Source organism: Labrenzia sp. ATLA3 (assembly GCF_057180185.1).
Window position 1 is genome coordinate 961,036 of the sequence record NZ_JBXUKV010000001.1, and the last position, 15,329, is coordinate 976,364.

The 15,329-nt window shown below is 58.7% G+C and carries 15 protein-coding genes; 6 read left to right on the forward strand and 9 right to left on the reverse strand.

All coding sequences use genetic code 11. The annotated features are described in order from the left end of the window. Window positions 1-24 precede the first annotated feature (24 nt). Window positions 25-921 (reverse strand): class A beta-lactamase, encoded by an 897-nt coding sequence (gene bla, locus AC2A6O_RS04340; protein WP_498925874.1) that lies wholly within the window; start codon window positions 919-921, stop codon window positions 25-27. 164 nt (window positions 922-1,085) lie between these two features. Here bla and AC2A6O_RS04345 point away from each other — a divergent pair, with 164 nt between their 5' ends. Continuing rightward, window positions 1,086-1,955, forward strand: a complete 870-nt coding sequence (locus AC2A6O_RS04345; RefSeq protein WP_498925875.1) for a LysR family transcriptional regulator — start codon at window positions 1,086-1,088, stop codon at window positions 1,953-1,955. 19 nt (window positions 1,956-1,974) lie between these two features. Here the strand turns inward: AC2A6O_RS04345 and mnmC2 are convergent, their stop codons facing one another. Beyond that, complete coding sequence (mnmC2, locus tag AC2A6O_RS04350) at window positions 1,975-2,703, reverse strand: tRNA (5-methylaminomethyl-2-thiouridine)(34)-methyltransferase MnmC2 (protein ID WP_498925876.1); 729 nt, start codon at window positions 2,701-2,703, stop codon at window positions 1,975-1,977. A gap of 103 nt (window positions 2,704-2,806) precedes the next feature. On the opposite strand from mnmC2, the gene AC2A6O_RS04355 reads away from it, so the two are divergent. The 3 genes from AC2A6O_RS04355 to AC2A6O_RS04365 all read left to right on the forward strand — a co-directional run bounded on the left by AC2A6O_RS04355 (window position 2,807) and on the right by AC2A6O_RS04365 (window position 6,311). After that, window positions 2,807-3,967: an NAD(P)/FAD-dependent oxidoreductase gene (locus AC2A6O_RS04355; protein WP_498925877.1), complete on the forward strand. Its 1,161-nt coding sequence runs from the start codon at window positions 2,807-2,809 to the stop codon at window positions 3,965-3,967. 567 nt (window positions 3,968-4,534) lie between these two features. Beyond that, complete coding sequence (locus tag AC2A6O_RS04360; protein WP_148584594.1) at window positions 4,535-5,008, forward strand: YbaK/EbsC family protein; 474 nt, start codon at window positions 4,535-4,537, stop codon at window positions 5,006-5,008. 235 nt (window positions 5,009-5,243) lie between these two features. Beyond that, the gene (locus AC2A6O_RS04365; protein WP_498925878.1) at window positions 5,244-6,311 is read left to right on the forward strand and encodes a Fic family protein; all 1,068 of its coding nucleotides are present in this window, start codon (window positions 5,244-5,246) and stop codon (window positions 6,309-6,311) included. A gap of 5 nt (window positions 6,312-6,316) precedes the next feature. Here the strand turns inward: AC2A6O_RS04365 and AC2A6O_RS04370 are convergent, their stop codons facing one another. The 4 genes from AC2A6O_RS04370 to cysQ all read right to left on the reverse strand — a co-directional run bounded on the left by AC2A6O_RS04370 (window position 6,317) and on the right by cysQ (window position 11,597). Then, the gene (locus AC2A6O_RS04370) at window positions 6,317-7,330 is read right to left on the reverse strand and encodes an NAD-dependent epimerase/dehydratase family protein (RefSeq protein ID WP_498925879.1); all 1,014 of its coding nucleotides are present in this window, start codon (window positions 7,328-7,330) and stop codon (window positions 6,317-6,319) included. 478 nt (window positions 7,331-7,808) lie between these two features. Next, window positions 7,809-9,743: a sulfate adenylyltransferase subunit CysN gene (gene cysN, locus AC2A6O_RS04375; protein ID WP_498925880.1), complete on the reverse strand. Its 1,935-nt coding sequence runs from the start codon at window positions 9,741-9,743 to the stop codon at window positions 7,809-7,811. Window position 9,744: 1 nt separating this feature from the next. Further along, window positions 9,745-10,674, reverse strand: coding sequence for a sulfate adenylyltransferase subunit CysD (gene cysD, locus AC2A6O_RS04380; RefSeq protein WP_148584597.1), 930 nt, complete (start codon window positions 10,672-10,674; stop codon window positions 9,745-9,747). An 80-nt stretch (window positions 10,675-10,754) separates the two neighbouring features. Continuing rightward, window positions 10,755-11,597, reverse strand: a complete 843-nt coding sequence (gene cysQ / locus AC2A6O_RS04385) for a 3'(2'),5'-bisphosphate nucleotidase CysQ (protein ID WP_498925881.1) — start codon at window positions 11,595-11,597, stop codon at window positions 10,755-10,757. Between the two features lie 306 nt (window positions 11,598-11,903). Here cysQ and AC2A6O_RS04390 point away from each other — a divergent pair, with 306 nt between their 5' ends. Beyond that, window positions 11,904-12,410 (forward strand): PilZ domain-containing protein, encoded by a 507-nt coding sequence (locus AC2A6O_RS04390; protein WP_498925882.1) that lies wholly within the window; start codon window positions 11,904-11,906, stop codon window positions 12,408-12,410. Window positions 12,411-12,537: 127 nt separating this feature from the next. Here AC2A6O_RS04390 and AC2A6O_RS04395 read toward each other — a convergent pair whose 3' ends face one another. Next, window positions 12,538-13,134, reverse strand: a complete 597-nt coding sequence (locus AC2A6O_RS04395) for a glutathione S-transferase family protein (protein ID WP_498925883.1) — start codon at window positions 13,132-13,134, stop codon at window positions 12,538-12,540. Window positions 13,135-13,215: 81 nt separating this feature from the next. On the opposite strand from AC2A6O_RS04395, the gene AC2A6O_RS04400 reads away from it, so the two are divergent. Continuing rightward, window positions 13,216-13,926, forward strand: coding sequence for a helix-turn-helix transcriptional regulator (locus AC2A6O_RS04400; RefSeq protein WP_498925921.1), 711 nt, complete (start codon window positions 13,216-13,218; stop codon window positions 13,924-13,926). Between the two features lie 52 nt (window positions 13,927-13,978). Here the strand turns inward: AC2A6O_RS04400 and AC2A6O_RS04405 are convergent, their stop codons facing one another. Both AC2A6O_RS04405 and AC2A6O_RS04410 read right to left on the reverse strand, forming a co-directional pair. After that, the gene (locus AC2A6O_RS04405; RefSeq protein WP_498925884.1) at window positions 13,979-14,317 is read right to left on the reverse strand and encodes a hypothetical protein; all 339 of its coding nucleotides are present in this window, start codon (window positions 14,315-14,317) and stop codon (window positions 13,979-13,981) included. Between the two features lie 11 nt (window positions 14,318-14,328). After that, a complete protein-coding gene (locus tag AC2A6O_RS04410) occupies window positions 14,329-15,186 on the reverse strand; it encodes a polymorphic toxin type 50 domain-containing protein (protein ID WP_498925885.1) in 858 nt (285 codons plus the stop codon). Window positions 15,187-15,329 lie beyond the last annotated feature (143 nt).

Below are 15,329 nucleotides of genomic sequence, written 5' to 3' on the forward strand. Positions count from 1 at the left end.
CGACGTCCACCCGAACGAGCACACTCAATCGTGGAGACTGTCGGCGAGCGCAGCGGCGATATCGGCTATCGCCCTGTTGCGGTTATCGAAGGAGGCAGCGGTCTGGGTGATATAGACCGCGATCACCACGGGCTTCCTGTCATCGGGCCAGATGACGCCGATGTTGTTGCGAGAGCCGTTCCCCCCTGCCCCGGTCTTGTCCGCCACCAGCCATTCTTCCGGCAGGCCGGCGCGCAGGGTCGCCTTGCCAACCTGGTTGTCCAGCAGCCAATCCGTCAATCGAGTTCTGGCCGTGGGTGACAGAGCATCGCCCAGCACCAGTTTGTGCAAGGTCGCGACAGCAGCGGCCGGGGTGGTGGTGTCACGGTCATCGCCCGGTTGGCCCTCATTGAGGGTCGGTTCCGCCCGTTCCAACCGGGTAATGGTGTCGCCAATGCTGCGCAGATACTCCGTCAAACCTTGTGGACCGCCGACTGCTTCAAGAACCAGATTGGCGGCTGCGTTGTCGCTGATCGTAATAGCCGCGTCGCACAGTTCCAGATAGGTCATGCCACCGGAGCCGATCTTTTTCTCGGTAACCGGCGAATAGGTGACCAGGTCTTCCTTGCGGATCTTCACGCGGTGTTCCGGCTGAAGATCTCCCTGCTCGCCCTTTTCCAGAAGCGCGGCGCACAGAAAGGCCTTGAAGGTGCTGTTCAGCGGAAATCGCTCGTCTGCCCGGTGGGTCCAGGTCTTGCCGGTTTCCGTGTCCAGCACGGCGACCCCGATCCGGGCCGACAGACGATTTTCCGCATCCGCGACGGTTTTTTCAAGGGGTGCGGGATCGAACCCGCCGGCCTGCGCAGATCCGGCTATGGCCGGAACCCCGGCGAAAAAGGCAAGAGAAAGCGTCAACGCGTTGCGGCGTATCCAGGGGGTCATCTTCAACTCCAATGATGAATACAAATGGCCCGACCCGGTGTGGCGTGTTGCCCCCCGCACCATTCGTCTTCGGGACACCGCAACAGTGCCGCTGCCTCAGATATAACGCAAATGATGAATACTGGGGTTAGACATGAATAAAACTTGGCCATACTGGAATCCGGATGGACGTCTCCAAACTGCCGCTTAATGCCCTGAGGGCCTTTGAAGCCTCTGCCCGGCTGTGCAGCTTCACACGGGCTGGACTGGAATTGCGGGTGTCGCAAACCGCCGTCAGTCATCAGGTAAAGACCCTGGAGGATGTGTTGCAGGTGTCCCTGTTCGAGCGCCTGCCGCGCGGTGTTGCCCTGACCGACGAGGGCCTGGCCCTTTTGCCTGTGCTGACCGATGCTTTCCGGCGGATGAGCGAAGCGCTCAGCCGGTTCGAGGACGGCAACTACCGGGAGGTGCTGACCGTCGGTGCGGTTGCGACCTTCGCAACCGGCTGGCTGTTGCCGCGTCTAGCCGGCTTTGCCAAGGCCCACCCGCAGATTGATCTGCGGCTGAAGACCAACAACAACCGTGCGGACATTCTGGCGGACGGCCTCGACTGTTTCCTGCGCTTCGGCGACGGCGCCTGGCATGCCACCAATGCGGAAAAGCTGATGGACGCCCCGCTTTCTCCGATCTGCTCCCCTGAAGCGGCGATGCGGTTGCGGGAACCGGAAGACCTTGTGAACGAGCCCCTGCTGAGATCCTATCGGATCGACGAATGGGCCATGTGGTTTCAGGCGGCACAGCTTCCCCCGCCTCGGGCACGCGGCTGGATGTTCGACAGTTCGCTGGCCATGGTCGAAGCCGTTGCGCAGGGAGCGGGTGTCGCCCTGGTGCCAACTTCGATGTTCAGCCGCCAACTTTTGTCCGGCGCCATCGTGCAACCGTTCGAAACGAGTGTGCTGACGGGAAGCTACTGGTTGACGTGGCTGAAGTCGCGCGAAGAGACAAGCGCCATGCGCAAGTTCCGCGCGTGGATGCAGGAGACGGTTGCCGGGTGACGGAGGCCTGACGTCGTCGTTACGGCTTTCGCCCTTTCACCATTTCGCGTTTGCCGGCGAACCCTTCTGCCTTCTCGATTTCAAAGCCTGCAGCCTGAAGATTGCGGCGAACCCAGCCGGCAGCCGTGTAGGTTGCCAGCGTTCCGCCGGAGGTCGTCAGATCCGCTGCGGCTTTCAGAAGATCGGCCTCCCAAAGCTCCGGATTGCGTGCAGGGCTGAAACCATCGAGATACCAGGCATCGACGGGCGGTATCATCGGCTCCGCACCTCCTGCCGGTTCGCCCGTCGTTTCGCAGCGCAGTTCATCGATCAACTTCCGCGCATCGCCGATGCCGATCCGCAAGGTGGCTCCGGCTATTTTCAGACTGTTCCAGCCTGGTTCCGGAGACCATGCCTTCAGCAGGTCGTCAGCCAGCGGCTGCAGCTCCGGAAAGGCCGATAGAGCGCGGGCCAGTTGCTCGCCAGTCATCGGGAACAGCTCGAACGTGACGAAGGTCAGTTCCGGCCGGTCGGGCCTTTCTTGCCACGCCGCAAGGGTGGTGAGGAAATTGAGGCCGGTGCCGAAACCGAACTCGGCAATGGTGAACCGCTCGCAGACGTCGAACCGCTCCGGCAGGCCGTTGCCACGCAAGAAGACATGACGGGTTTCGGCAAGCCCCCCTGCCTTGGAGAAATACGTGTCGTTGAAGCCTTCGGCCCGGGGCACGTCACCCTGCAGCCATTCCAGATCCGGTGCCTTGATGGACATGATCTTGAGCTTTCCTTCCAGGCGACCTCATCAGCCTTTGCCATTTGCAACGCGTTCTCATAAGAGAGCCGAACGGATCAATCAATCTCAAAGGACCCCGCCCATGGCAGCGACCGACGCCGAACCTTTCGATGTTGCCATCGCCGGTGCCGGCATTTTCGGACTGGCAATTGCGCGGGCGGCCATCGAGGCCGGCTTGAAGGTGGTGGTTCTGGAGAAAAGCCATGTCGGCGCCGGGTCCAGCGGAGGTGTGCTGGGTGCCTTGATGCCGCATATGCCGGCACGCTGGAACCCCAAGAAGGAATTCCAGTTCCAGGCACTGCTCTGTCTGGAAGAGCGAATTCGAACGCTGGAAAACCAGACCGGCCTCTCCTGCGGCTATCGCCGCTGCGGCCGCATTTTGCCGCTGACGACAACCGACAAGCTGGAACATCATCTGGAACGTGCGGAAGAAAGCCGTCTGCGCTGGCGGCCGCAGGAAACCGGATTTTCGTATGAGGTTGAACCTGCCGGAAGCCGGTCAGACTGGCTTGATGCCAGTTCAGCCCCTTTCGGCATCGTTTATGAAACCCTTGCCGCGCGAATCTCGCCTCGGGCCTACCTTGCCAGCCTTGCCAGCTTAGTCCGTCAGAACGGCAGCTTGCGGGAAGGTGTTGAAGTCACCGGTTATGACGATGCAACGCAAACCGTTGTGCTCGCCGACGGGCAGACCTCCATTCAGATTCGGCAATTCGTTGTTTCGGGTGGATTTGCGGCCTTCGACCTGATCGAGACGCTGACAGGAGAGCGGATCGGGCGGGGAGAGAAAGGCCAGGCCCTGCTTCTGGAGGGCAAGGGACTGGAGGACCGGCCTGCGATTTACTGTGACGGGCTTTATGTCGTACCGCACGATGACGGCACCGTGGCGATCGGCAGCACATCCGACCGGGAATTTGAAGACGCACGGCCCTCACCGGCGCGGTCAGCCGAGCTGTTGCAACGTGCCACCGCCTTCTGCCCGCAACTGCAGGGACGTCAGGTGCTGTCGGATTGGGCCGGCATCCGGCCGCGCAACAACAGGCGCGACCCGCTTGCAGGAAAGCTGCCCGGTTTCGAAACCGCCTTCGCGGCAACCGGGGGCTTCAAGATATCTTTCGGCATTGCTCATCTCATCGCGGACGCTCTGGTGGCCGACATGACCGGCCGTGAACCAGCAGTGCCCTTGCCGGACACATTCCGCCCCGCGCACCACTTTGGCAGCGGCAGGCTGGACGCCGACAGCTGAAGCAGCGCACGCACGCATGGTCCCGGCTGCGGCAGAAGCAAGTCCATTGCAGAAATGAGATGTAATACAGGCCGGGTCAGACATGACATGACCGCAATCTTGTAGCGGCCTGGCTCTTTCAGGAGCAGCTGACGTCGGCAGGCTATATGGCGGCAACCACCGCATATAGGCCATAGAGGCTAAGCAGAATCGTCCCCCAGAAGAGGAGATTTTTTGCCACCAGAAATGGCAAACTCACAGACCTGTCCCGACGAGCTGCAATATCAGCCTGTTTCCGCCTCTTCATACCAGAGGACTCAACTTCAGTAACGGCTGCGGCGGCTCTCGCCATTTCGGCAATCCTTGAACAACTAAAACAATGGCTAACGGGAAACCTCTTACCGTAGCCACACACTGCACTGCTTAAGTCGTCATTGGTTAAAATCCGTTTAAGAATACCATGAATGTTTTATTAATTTACAGCACAATGAAATTATTGATATGCACGAATTGTGGTCCGGCCCAGCGCAGATCGTGCGCTCCCGCCTTGCCGGTCCGGTTTGATCCGACAGGAGGAATTTCCGTAGCATGAGCCTTGAAAGCGTCCGCAATCACCTTGCCAGTGCCGCCCCTGAACTTGAAGTCATCGTTACGGAAGACAGCAGTGCCACGGTCGACCTTGCCGCCAAGGCGCATGGAGTCGAGCCCGGTCAGATTGCCAAGACGTTGTCGTTTCAGCTCAAGGACAGGATCTTTCTTGTGGTTGCCCGCGGTGATGCCCGGCTGGACAACAAGAAGGCAAAGGCGGCCTTTGGCGGCAAAGTGAAGATGCTCGGCCTCGACGAGGTGGAAACCCTTACTGGACACCCGGTCGGCGGCGTCTGCCCGTTCGGCCTCGCCCAGCCGCTGCCCGTCTACTGCGATATCTCGCTGAAGGAATACGATGTGGTCATTCCGGCGGCCGGCGCTACCAACGCCGCCGTGCGGATCGCACCGGACCAGATGGCCGAAATCACCGGTGCCGAATGGGTGGACGTGTGCCAGCCGCCGGCAACCACCTGATCCCTCCGACAATGGCCGAATGACCGGCGGTCAGCCCGGTTTTCATCGATCCTGCGAAAGATATCGGCCCCACAACCCACCAAGAACCATCAGCTGTACAAAAGGTCGCTCCCTGTGTTTGCGGTCACAGGGAAAGGAGTTGCTCTTCGCCTAGATCCGGCGCCGACCGACGCCTTCATGGTGTCGCGTCTCACCCTGACCATTGGCTCGAGAGCCCTCACGAGGTAGTAACCGCATGATCCACAGGATCACCGAAAGTGAATTTAAAGCCGCATTGAATGCAGATCGATCTTTTGCAATCTACGCTAGGAAGACAGGAAAATACGCGAACCATCTCGCGAGTGAGGCCTGGAAAGCCGAGGGTATTCTGCCATCGACTTACGCGAGCGCCGAGGAAAAGCAGAAACGACTCCGGAAGATCGTCCAGCATACGTCTACCCGAATAGCGACGGAACAAGTCAAGCTGAGCCGAGCCCGCCGCCAGACAATGGCTATCTTTGGCAGGGCGATGAACCGCTGTCTGGAACGGGAGATGGCCCAGCCACACAACCAGATGCCGCCGGCAAGCTATCACGCCAGCGCCAACATGGCAGATGCAGTGAAGGCAGCCAAATGGGTGGCAAATGTCTCTGGATCCATGGACCTTCAACATTGCCCAATCACCGAGCAGGACATTGAAACGGCCATCAGGCACATCGCGGCCAATCGTCAGATGTTCACGGCCGCAACTTTGACTTACATCCGCAAGAAAACCTATTACGGACCGAGTCCTTCCATGGCGTCCCGGGTGGCGGCAAAGCTGAAACACCTTCGGGCGCGCCTCCGTCGGGGTTCACCAAGATTCAATCCGGCAGACTTAGACAACATGGTTCTGAGAACGGAGGCATACGTAACCTTCCCGAATTCCGCCGTTCGTTGGGCCGAACCGGAGCATGCCTTTCCCGGAACGATTTCGGGTCAGTATTTTCTCTACAATTTCGTTTTCCCGCAGGCACAGACCCTGCTTTCCCAGGTGCCCGCGGCACGCGCTCCCGGGCAGCGTGGTCCGTCGGTATTGAATCTGGCGTGTTTCGTTTTGGGTGCCTTCATCGCCACCCATCCGTTCAAGGATGGCAATGGCCGAACCGCGCGCGTGCTCTACGCAGGGACCCTGCTTGCCCATGGGCACCCCTTCGTGGCGCCGGCATTCGCCTTTGAACAACGCCTTCACGGCCTTCGGTCGACGCTGGACGCCGCAGATTTCCACCCCACCGATCACTTTGATTTTCTGGATAACTTCGAAGCGTCTTTGATGCGCTCCTGAAGGTCTCAGATCCTGTAATACTTACGGTACCACGTCACGAACCTGGCAACGCCATCCTGCACCGTCGTCTTCGGACGGTAGCCTGTCAGGCTTTGCAGCAGATCCGCATTGGCCCAGGTGGCTGGTACGTCACCGGCCTGGATCGGCATGAGGTTGCGTTCGGCGGTTCTACCGGTGGCCGCTTCAATGGCTTCGATGAACTCGGTCAACTGGACGCAGGTGGAATTGCCGATATTGACCACACGCCAGGGGGCGACAGGCGACAGGCTGTCGCCCTCCGGTACAGTTTCTCCCTCGGATGGGCGAACCGGAACGGCATCCATCAACAGCCGGATGCCTTCGACAAGATCTTCCACATATGTGAAGTCCCTTCTCATGTCGCCGTAGTTATAGACGTCGATGGGCTTGCCTTCGAGGATGGCCTTGGTGAACTTGAACAGAGCCATGTCCGGCCGGCCCCAAGGACCGTAGACGGTGAAGAAACGGAACATGGTCACTGGCAGGTGATAGAGATGGGCATAGGAATGCGCCATCGATTCTGTTGCCTTCTTGGTCGCCGCATAGAACGACATCTGGTGGTCGGCCTTGTCGGTCTCCGTATAGGGCATTTCGGTGTTGGCCCCGTAGGCGGACGATGTGGACGCCAGCAGCATGTGTTCAGGCGGAAAGGCTCTTGCCGCCTCGAGCAGTTCGAAGGTGCCGCAAATGTTGCTTTCCAGGTAGGAACGCGGCGCCTCGATGGAGTAGCGGACACCTGCCTGCGCTGCCAGATGAATGACAAAATCCGGCCGCTCGGTGCGAAACAGGGACATCAACAGGTCCGGCGCCTCAACCCGGTCGTTTATCGGCTTGAAATGCTCGTTCTGCATCAGCATCTGCTGCCGGCGTTCCTTCAGGCGGACATCGTAATAATCCGTCATGGCATCGAGGCCGATCACCCGAAAGCCATCCTTGAGAAGTCGGGTGCACAGGAAATAGCCGATAAACCCGGCAGAGCCGGTCACCAGAACGGTTTTCATGATTTAGCCAAAGCCTTTCGATCAAAAATTCATTTTGCAAGAACGTGACAGTCGGGGTGTGCCCCCATAAATGAAGACGACATGTGGTGAAGCCATTCTCATGTCCTTCGGATTTGACCGGATCGGTCCTCCTCAAACCATAGCATCTTCATTTACGGGTCCACACCCTCGTCACCCAAGGTATTAAAAGGCTTCGCGAGAACCGGCAATGGTGAAGTCTGCCGGAACCGCCTCGGAGACCGGGCACAGCGGCACGCACCACCTTGCATCTTCCTTATCGCAAAGGCATTGCGGCTGCGTGACTCATGCCCAGCCGGCCTGAGGGAGTGCGGGCTTATCAGCGAGATCCACGCTCACCTTGCCGGGTATCCGCAATCAGCGTCTGGAAAAGAAAAACCACCCGCGCCGTTGTCGCGCGGATGGTTCTTTTCAGTCCTGTGCGGCATTTCACCGTGCCGCGCTCCCATCCGGAGCCTTGTCAGATCCCCTCGCCGTCGGAGCCAAAGCTGTTCAGGTAGCCGTGCTCACGCAGATATTCGATGATCTCTTCGGCGACCTCTTCCGGGTCCCGGCCGACATTGCGGATATGAAGTTCCGGGTTTTCCGGCGCTTCGTAGGGGCTGTCGATGCCAGTGAAGTTCTTGATCTCGCCTCGGTCTGCCTTGGCATAAAGGCCCTTCGGATCGCGCTTGCGGCATTCCTCGATGGGCGTGTCGACAAAGACCTCGATGAACTCACCGTCTTCCAGAAGATCACGCGCCATCTTACGTTCCGAGCGGAACGGCGAGATGAACGACACCAGCGTGATAAGGCCCGCGTCAGCAAAGAGCTTGGCGACTTCGCCCACACGGCGGATGTTTTCCACCCGGTCGGCATCGGTGAAGCCCAGGTCCTTGTTGAGACCATGGCGCACGTTGTCGCCGTCGAGCGTGTAGGTGTGGCGCCCGTCAATGTGCAGTTTCTTTTCCACTATCGAGGCGATGGTGGATTTGCCGGAACCGGACAGCCCCGTGAACCACAGAATTGCCGGCTTCTGACCGAGCTTTTCGGAACGGGCCGCCTTGTCGACATCGAGCGCCTGCCAATGAATGTTGCTTGCCCGGCGCAGTGCGAACCAGACCATGCCTGCACCGACCGTCGAGTTGCTCATCCGGTCGATCAGGATGAAAGAGCCGGTCGTGTGGTTGGCTTCATAGGGATCGAAAGGCACCGCCGAGGACAGCGAGAAATTGCAGAACGCGATTTCGTTCAGCGTCAGCGTCTTGCCGGCCACATGCTCGAAGGTGTTGACGTTGATCTTGTGTTTGATCTCCGAGACTGTCGCAGTCACCGTGCGGGTGCCGATCTTCAGAAGATAGGACCTTCCCGGCAGCAGCGGCTCGTCGGACATCCAGATGACATGGGCGGCAAACTGATCGGCCACCTCCGGACGATGTGCGGTGGAGGTCAAAAGGTCCCCGCGGGAGATGTCGATTTCATCTTCCAGCGCAATGGTGATTGCCTCGCCGGCCCGGGCCGAGCTGACTTCGCCATTTGCACCGATGATCGACTTCACCCTGGATTGCTTTGCGGGGCCGGCAACCACCAATTCGTCGCCAATCGCAACCTGGCCGCTGGCGACAGTGCCGGAATAGCCGCGGAAATCGAGGTTGGGCCGGTTGACCCACTGCACCGGAAAGCGGAACGGCGCTTCCAGCACGTGTTCGCCCACCTGCACGGTTTCCAGATGTTCCAGAAGCGTCGGGCCGGAATACCAGTCCATCTTGTCGCTGCGGCCGGTGACATTGTCGCCATAGCGCGCCGACATCGGGATGGCCTGCAGGGTTTCGAAGTCGAAGCCGTTGGCAAAGACTTCGAATTCCTTGCGGATTTCCTCAAAGCGTTCCTGGGAAAAGCCGACAAGGTCGATCTTGTTGATGGCCAGCACGACGTGGCGGATGCCCAGCAGCGACGCAATGAAGGCATGGCGGCGGGTCTGGATCATCAGACCGTTGCGCGCATCAACCAGCAGCACGGCAAGATCGGCCGTGGAAGCGCCGGTGGCCATGTTGCGGGTGTATTGCTCGTGGCCCGGGGTGTCGGCAACGATGAACTTGCGCTTTTCGGTCGCAAAGAACCGGTAGGCGACATCAATGGTGATGCCCTGCTCCCGCTCCGCCTCTAGGCCGTCGACCAGCAACGCCAGGTCGATGTCCTCGCCCACGGTGCCGTGCTTTCTGGAATCGCGCTCCAGCGCGGCCAGCTGGTCTTCGAAGATCAGCTTGGTGTCATAGAGCAGACGGCCAATCAGCGTCGACTTGCCGTCGTCGACGGACCCGCAGGTCAGGAAACGAAGCTGGTCCTTGCTTTCCTGGGCCAGGATATAGTCTGTGACGGCTGTCTCTGCAGCTTCCTCAATGTTTTCGATTGTCATCTTAGAAATATCCTTCCCGCTTTTTCTTCTCCATTGACGCGCTTTCATCCTTGTCGATGAGGCGGCCCTGGCGCTCGGATGTGCGGGCAATCAGCATTTCGCGAACAATGGCAGGCAACGTGTCGGCGTCCGATTCAATGGCGCCGGTCAGCGGGTAACAGCCGAGCGTGCGGAAGCGGACCAACTTTTCCTCGATCACTTCGCCAGGCTGCAGTTTCATGCGGTCGTCATCGACCATGATCAGCATGCCGTCGCGGTTTACCACCGGTCGTTTGGCGGCAAAATAGAGCGGCACCATCGGGATGTTTTCCGTCAGGATATACTGCCAGATATCCAGCTCGGTCCAATTGGACAGCGGAAACGCGCGGATGCTTTCACCCTTTGCCACACGGGCGTTGTAAAGGCTCCACAGTTCGGGCCGCTGGTTCTTCGGATCCCAGCCGTGATTGGCATTGCGGAAGGAGAAGACGCGCTCCTTGGCACGGGACTTTTCCTCGTCCCGGCGCGCACCGCCGAAAGCCGCATCGAAGCCGTATTTGTTCAGCGCCTGTTTCAGCGCTTCGGTCTTCATGATGTGCGTATGAACCGACGAGCCGTGTTCGAACGGGCTGATGTTCTTTTCCAGCCCTTCCGGGTTGGTATAGACCAAGAGATCCATGCCGAGGCGCTTCGCGGTTTCATCGCGGAAGGCGATCATGTCGCGGAACTTCCAGGTCGTATCCACGTGCAGCAGCGGAAACGGCGGCTTGGACGGATAGAAAGCCTTCATCGCCAGATGCAGCATGACGCCGGAATCCTTGCCGATGGAATAGAGCATCACCGGATTGGAGAATTCCGCCGCGACCTCGCGGATGATGTGGATGCTTTCCGCTTCAAGGCGCTTCAGATTGCTGAGGCGCTCGGGTGTGAGCCCGTGAGATTGCATGTTCATGTTCGCTTTTCCGTTTGGCCGGCGAACCGACCGTATCAAAAATCGGACACGGGCTTCTTGCCCGCGCAATTTGCCAGTCGTCAGGCGGCCGGGGCCACGTCGCGCAAGAGGCTTCTGCAGCCCGTCGCCAGAAAATATGGATTTCTCAAATCGTCCTTGCCGGCGTTTTCCGGTACGCGGTAGACAAAGTCTTCGCCGGACTCCGCCAGAACAACGGCCCCGCCTGCGGCGCGCACGATGGCGTCGCCCGCGGCAATGTCCCATTGCATCGTCGGCGCCATCCGGGGATAGAAGTCGGCCCGGCCGGCGGCAACCCAGCACAACTTCAGCGACGAGCCGACATTGAGCTGCTCCGCGACGGTCAGCCGTGCGATCAGGGCAGAGGTTTCTTCCGAAAGATGAGACCGGCTGGCGAGCACGCTGATGCCATCCACCGGCGGCGTACGAACGGATATGGGTGTGATGTCGGTGATCTCGCCGTCCCGGATGGTGCCTTTGAAAGCCTTGGTGGCACGGCCACCGCCCTCCTGGATGTCCCCGCCCCAGTAAATTTCGTCAAGGGCCGGAGCGGAGACCACACCGAAGACCGGTCTGCCGTTTTCGATGAGAGCGATGTTGACGGTGAACTCACCGTTCTTTTTCAGAAATTCCTTTGTGCCATCGAGCGGATCCACGAGGAAATAGCGCGCGCCCGCCGCCGGCAGATTGCCGGCTTCAACGGCTTCTTCGGCCACAACCGGAATATCGGGAAACTTTTCCGCAAGACCCGCGAGAATGATTTCCTCGGCCGCAGCGTCGGCCTTGGTCACCGGAGATCCGTCAACCTTGTTCTCGACCTCGAACGGTTCTGCGTAGATTTTGAGGATTTCCTCTCCGGCACTCAGTGCCAGCCGGTTCAAGAAAAATATCTGCTCTTCAGTCATAAATGCCTCAATTTGCGCCGGGAAAAATTGCCCCCCGCGCTGTTCGCTCGCGTGGCTGTCCCGTAAATAGAAAAGGAGAGTGTATCAATTCAAGGAATGGTGTTCCACGTTTTAGGCTGAATAGAAAATGCTGCGTTTTCTCTGACCGCCGCATGGGAGCTTTTGTTTCCCCTCACAAGACCCGAATCCCGGTGCGGACAGGGCCCCGAAATACGTGGATTCACCGATTAGCAATGGCTTTGAGCCTAAACTTGCCGCAAATGGGGTCTAATGTACCCTTGGAATCAATGAGAATGCGAGAGATCCATGTCGGACGCCGCCAAACCCTTCGCCCCCCATCCGGCGGATGAGAGTGCAAGCGATCACCTGCCGCGCGAGCGGCGGGCGCGCGTCTTCAAGAAAGGCAAGATGGTCTTTCAGAACGGGCTTCGCTCGATTCCCTGTGTGGTGCGCAATATCTCCGACGGCGGGGCCTTGCTGGAGTTCGAGCAGGCCTACATGCTGCCCAAGGAATTCGATCTGCACATCGACCTGGAAGATTATGAAGTCACCTGCGAGCGGCGATGGGAAGAAGGCCTGCGGTGCGGCGTGCAGTTCATCGGTGAGAAACGGCCCGTTGCGGCGCAGCGCGCACAAGTCCTGCAAAGCTCCGAAGAGGCTTTGAGAAACGAACTCGACAATCGGCGCGACAGCCCGGACAACTTTTTCCAGCGCCGCCACATGGGCGAACCGCATCCCGACGAGCGCGCCTCCGTGCGCCGTAACCGGCAGGACATCATCGGCAGCAAACCGACCTTCGGCAAGAGACGCTGATACGCTGCGCGCAGCAAGCACCTTGCGAGCAGTAACAACGCCCTATAGCCCCTCTGCGCTTTACAAAACAGATGCGGCCTGACGGGACAGCCGTCAGGCCGAATAGTCAACTCAGGTTCACAGTCGCTCAGGCCGCGTTGCGCTCACGTTCAAATGTCCGCACGGTGGCCGGGCGTTCGCTGCACCGCTTCACCCAGTCGCGGATCGCTTCGTTGTCCGGCATCAGATCCGGCAGCCACAGGAACGGACCACTGCACAAGAGGTCGACGGCGGAATAGTTTTCGCCCAGCAGATAGGGCTGTTTTTCCAGCGTTTCGGCAAGCCGTGCGACCATCGTGTCGTAATCGCGCAGGTTTGCCTCCAGCGCTGGATGCGTAAGCCCCGCGAATTTCAGGATGATGACCGGCTCCATCACGCCCTGATAGTAGAACAGCCAGGACAGATACTCGCCGCGCCCCGGCTGACCTTCGATCGGCCCCAGCCCGGCTTCGGGAAACTTGTCGGTGAGATAAAGCATGATTGCGCCGCGCTCGCGGATCCCCTCCGCGCCATCCACCAGGTAGGGCACCTTCTTTTCGGGATGCGGGTTGGATGTATCCGGCCCGCCCGAGCCATCCAGCCGGCGAACCGTCACTTCCTTCACCTCAACGTCGGCGCCCAGCTCTTCGATCAGCGTCACGATTGCCGAAGAGCGGCTGTTGGGAGAATGGTATAACGTCATCATGGGAAAGCTCCTTTTCATTGCGATGCCAAAGGTATAGCTTCCCCCTGCTGACAATTTACGGCAGGAGCAAAAATGGCCCGTATGGACAGGCTGATGCGCCTGATGGATACCCTCAGGCGCCTACCCCAACCGGTCACCGCCGCGCGCCTTTCCGAAGAGACCGGCGTTTCCCTGCGCCAGCTCTACCGCGATATCGCAACGTTGCGTGCGGGAGGCGCCCTGATCGACGGGGCCGCGGGCGTCGGCTACACCTTGACGGAAGATCCCGTGCTGCCGCCGCAGAGTTTCTCCCGGCTGGAAATCGAGGCATTGATGCTGGCGCAAAGCGGGCTGGACCAGATCGGTGACGAGACACTGAAAAAGGCCGGCCGCAACGCCATGGCCCGCATCATCGCCACCCTGCCCGACCGGCAGGCGCGCCAGGCCATGCACACGGTGATGCGCAGCTGGCGGCAGCCGGACAAGCGCCCGCCGGTGACGGTGGATCTCGACCTGTTGCGCGAGGCCTGCTGGGAGGAGTTCAGCCTGGTCATCACCTATCGCGACCTGCAGGAGCGCACGACCACAAGGGAAATCTGGCCGATGGGCCTGTCCTACAGCGAAACCTCGCTGCTGCTGCTCGCCCATTGCCGCCTGCGGCACGACTACCGCCACTTCCACGTCAGCCGGATCGCCTCCCTGGCGCCCGGCACCGAAAGCTTCCGCCCCAACCGGGTGGGCCTGCTCCGCGACTACATCAAGCAACGGGGGTATGACCGGAACAGGTCACCTCGGCGCGATGAAGTTGGGTAGAGTGCAAATTGGAAACGGACTAACTTCAAAAACGGACATTCAGAGGTGCAGGTCAATCCGGATAAGATTGCGTATCAGGGCATGCGGAAGACTGGTAAAACACCATAGTGCCACTACTCTCAATGTCCGCCGACGGGTAAGAACAAACGGACCAAGTGTAGTGAAAATTACCGACCCAACCCCAGATATCCGAAATAATCTCTGTTTCAATTAGAGAAAGTGCTTCGAGGTCTTCATCTGTCGGATCAGCATAGAATCCGTACTCAATTTCGAAGTTTTTAGCACCCATCTGCTTCAAACGAGCGAACGAAATATTGTCCACCCCCTCTAGATTCACAGCTCGTTTTGCCGATTGAAGGGCCATATCCCAAAATTTTTGAGAGTCTCCCATCAGCCACTCTCCTAATATTGAGTTGGGTTAGCTGGAACGATATGCACTCCGTTCTTTCCGGAATGAATGGTTCCGAACTGAGTTTGAGGTCCATTGCCACCATACGTGCCGATTGGCTTGCCAAAATCGACTATCGGCTTATCTCCAGCCATTCGGACAACTGGATACTTTCCACTATGCACGCCGTTAAGCAGCTCAACGGGGTCTGCGGTCAGTATACTTCTGCCCTTGGTTGGGTCATAGTTGTTTGTCCCTGGAATATGCTTATCTTGTGCACCAGTGTGAATATTCTTACCCAAATTGTCGGGAACGGGTAGTTTATTTGTAGCGTCATTTCCACCACTACGACTTTCCCACCCGATGGGCCCGACGAGATGCGGGCCGTTGCCACCGTTGTTGTTGTTGCTGCCGTTCTCATCGGTTCGTCCGAGATCTTCGTCGGTAAGTGGCGGACCGCCATTGTCACCGATTTGGTTGGCAAGGACCTGCCATGTCTTCTTTAAGGCATCCTGGCTGAGAGACTGACCGTTCATCTCTCCGCTGGTCAGAACATAGTTTCCAGTATTTGAAGACAGTGTAAATTTCAGTTCCGTGGCAGTGTCATTGCCATCGAACGAAATGGTAACAGTTCCTTCAGGTCCATCGATATTGATGTCGTAGCGAGTGCCGTCGGTATCGGTGACTGAATATTCGGTGACATCACCGGCAGGCCCCGTCGAGGCCAGCAACGCGCCGACAGGTCCAAGTACACGTGCGAGCCCTTTTGCCGAGAGATTGCCTGCGATCCCGTCGACAATATCGAGGCTGGCCTCCGCCTGGCCTGGTGTCAGTGATATAGTTTCACCAGACCCCAAACTGATAGAGCACATAGTCTGCGCGTGTGCCGGCGTAATAATCCAGTCGAACAGGTTCCAGCCCTGCTTCTGGTGCGCACCAAATATAATTTAAACTTATTTAAAAAATTGATTAATTCAAATATTATCTAGCTTCCACAGAAATTTTACAGCACCTT

Coding starts and splice junctions, on each gene's coding strand:
- AC2A6O_RS04395 (WP_498925883.1), bottom strand. CDS start 13,134: ATGATGACGTTATACCATTCTCCCAACAGCCGCTCTTCGGCAATCGTG.
- cysD (WP_148584597.1), bottom strand. CDS start 10,674: ATGAACATGCAATCTCACGGGCTCACACCCGAGCGCCTCAGCAATCTG.
- AC2A6O_RS04355 (WP_498925877.1), top strand. CDS start 2,807: ATGGCAGCGACCGACGCCGAACCTTTCGATGTTGCCATCGCCGGTGCC.
- cysN (WP_498925880.1), bottom strand. CDS start 9,743: ATGACAATCGAAAACATTGAGGAAGCTGCAGAGACAGCCGTCACAGAC.
- bla (WP_498925874.1), bottom strand. CDS start 921: ATGACCCCCTGGATACGCCGCAACGCGTTGACGCTTTCTCTTGCCTTT.
- cysQ (WP_498925881.1), bottom strand. CDS start 11,597: ATGACTGAAGAGCAGATATTTTTCTTGAACCGGCTGGCACTGAGTGCC.
- AC2A6O_RS04410 (WP_498925885.1), bottom strand. CDS start 15,186: ATGTGCTCTATCAGTTTGGGGTCTGGTGAAACTATATCACTGACACCA.
- AC2A6O_RS04405 (WP_498925884.1), bottom strand. CDS start 14,317: ATGGGAGACTCTCAAAAATTTTGGGATATGGCCCTTCAATCGGCAAAA.
- AC2A6O_RS04360 (WP_148584594.1), top strand. CDS start 4,535: ATGAGCCTTGAAAGCGTCCGCAATCACCTTGCCAGTGCCGCCCCTGAA.
- AC2A6O_RS04390 (WP_498925882.1), top strand. CDS start 11,904: ATGTCGGACGCCGCCAAACCCTTCGCCCCCCATCCGGCGGATGAGAGT.
- mnmC2 (WP_498925876.1), bottom strand. CDS start 2,703: ATGTCCATCAAGGCACCGGATCTGGAATGGCTGCAGGGTGACGTGCCC.
- AC2A6O_RS04400 (WP_498925921.1), top strand. CDS start 13,216: ATGGACAGGCTGATGCGCCTGATGGATACCCTCAGGCGCCTACCCCAA.
- AC2A6O_RS04370 (WP_498925879.1), bottom strand. CDS start 7,330: ATGAAAACCGTTCTGGTGACCGGCTCTGCCGGGTTTATCGGCTATTTC.
- AC2A6O_RS04345 (WP_498925875.1), top strand. CDS start 1,086: ATGGACGTCTCCAAACTGCCGCTTAATGCCCTGAGGGCCTTTGAAGCC.
- AC2A6O_RS04365 (WP_498925878.1), top strand. CDS start 5,244: ATGATCCACAGGATCACCGAAAGTGAATTTAAAGCCGCATTGAATGCA.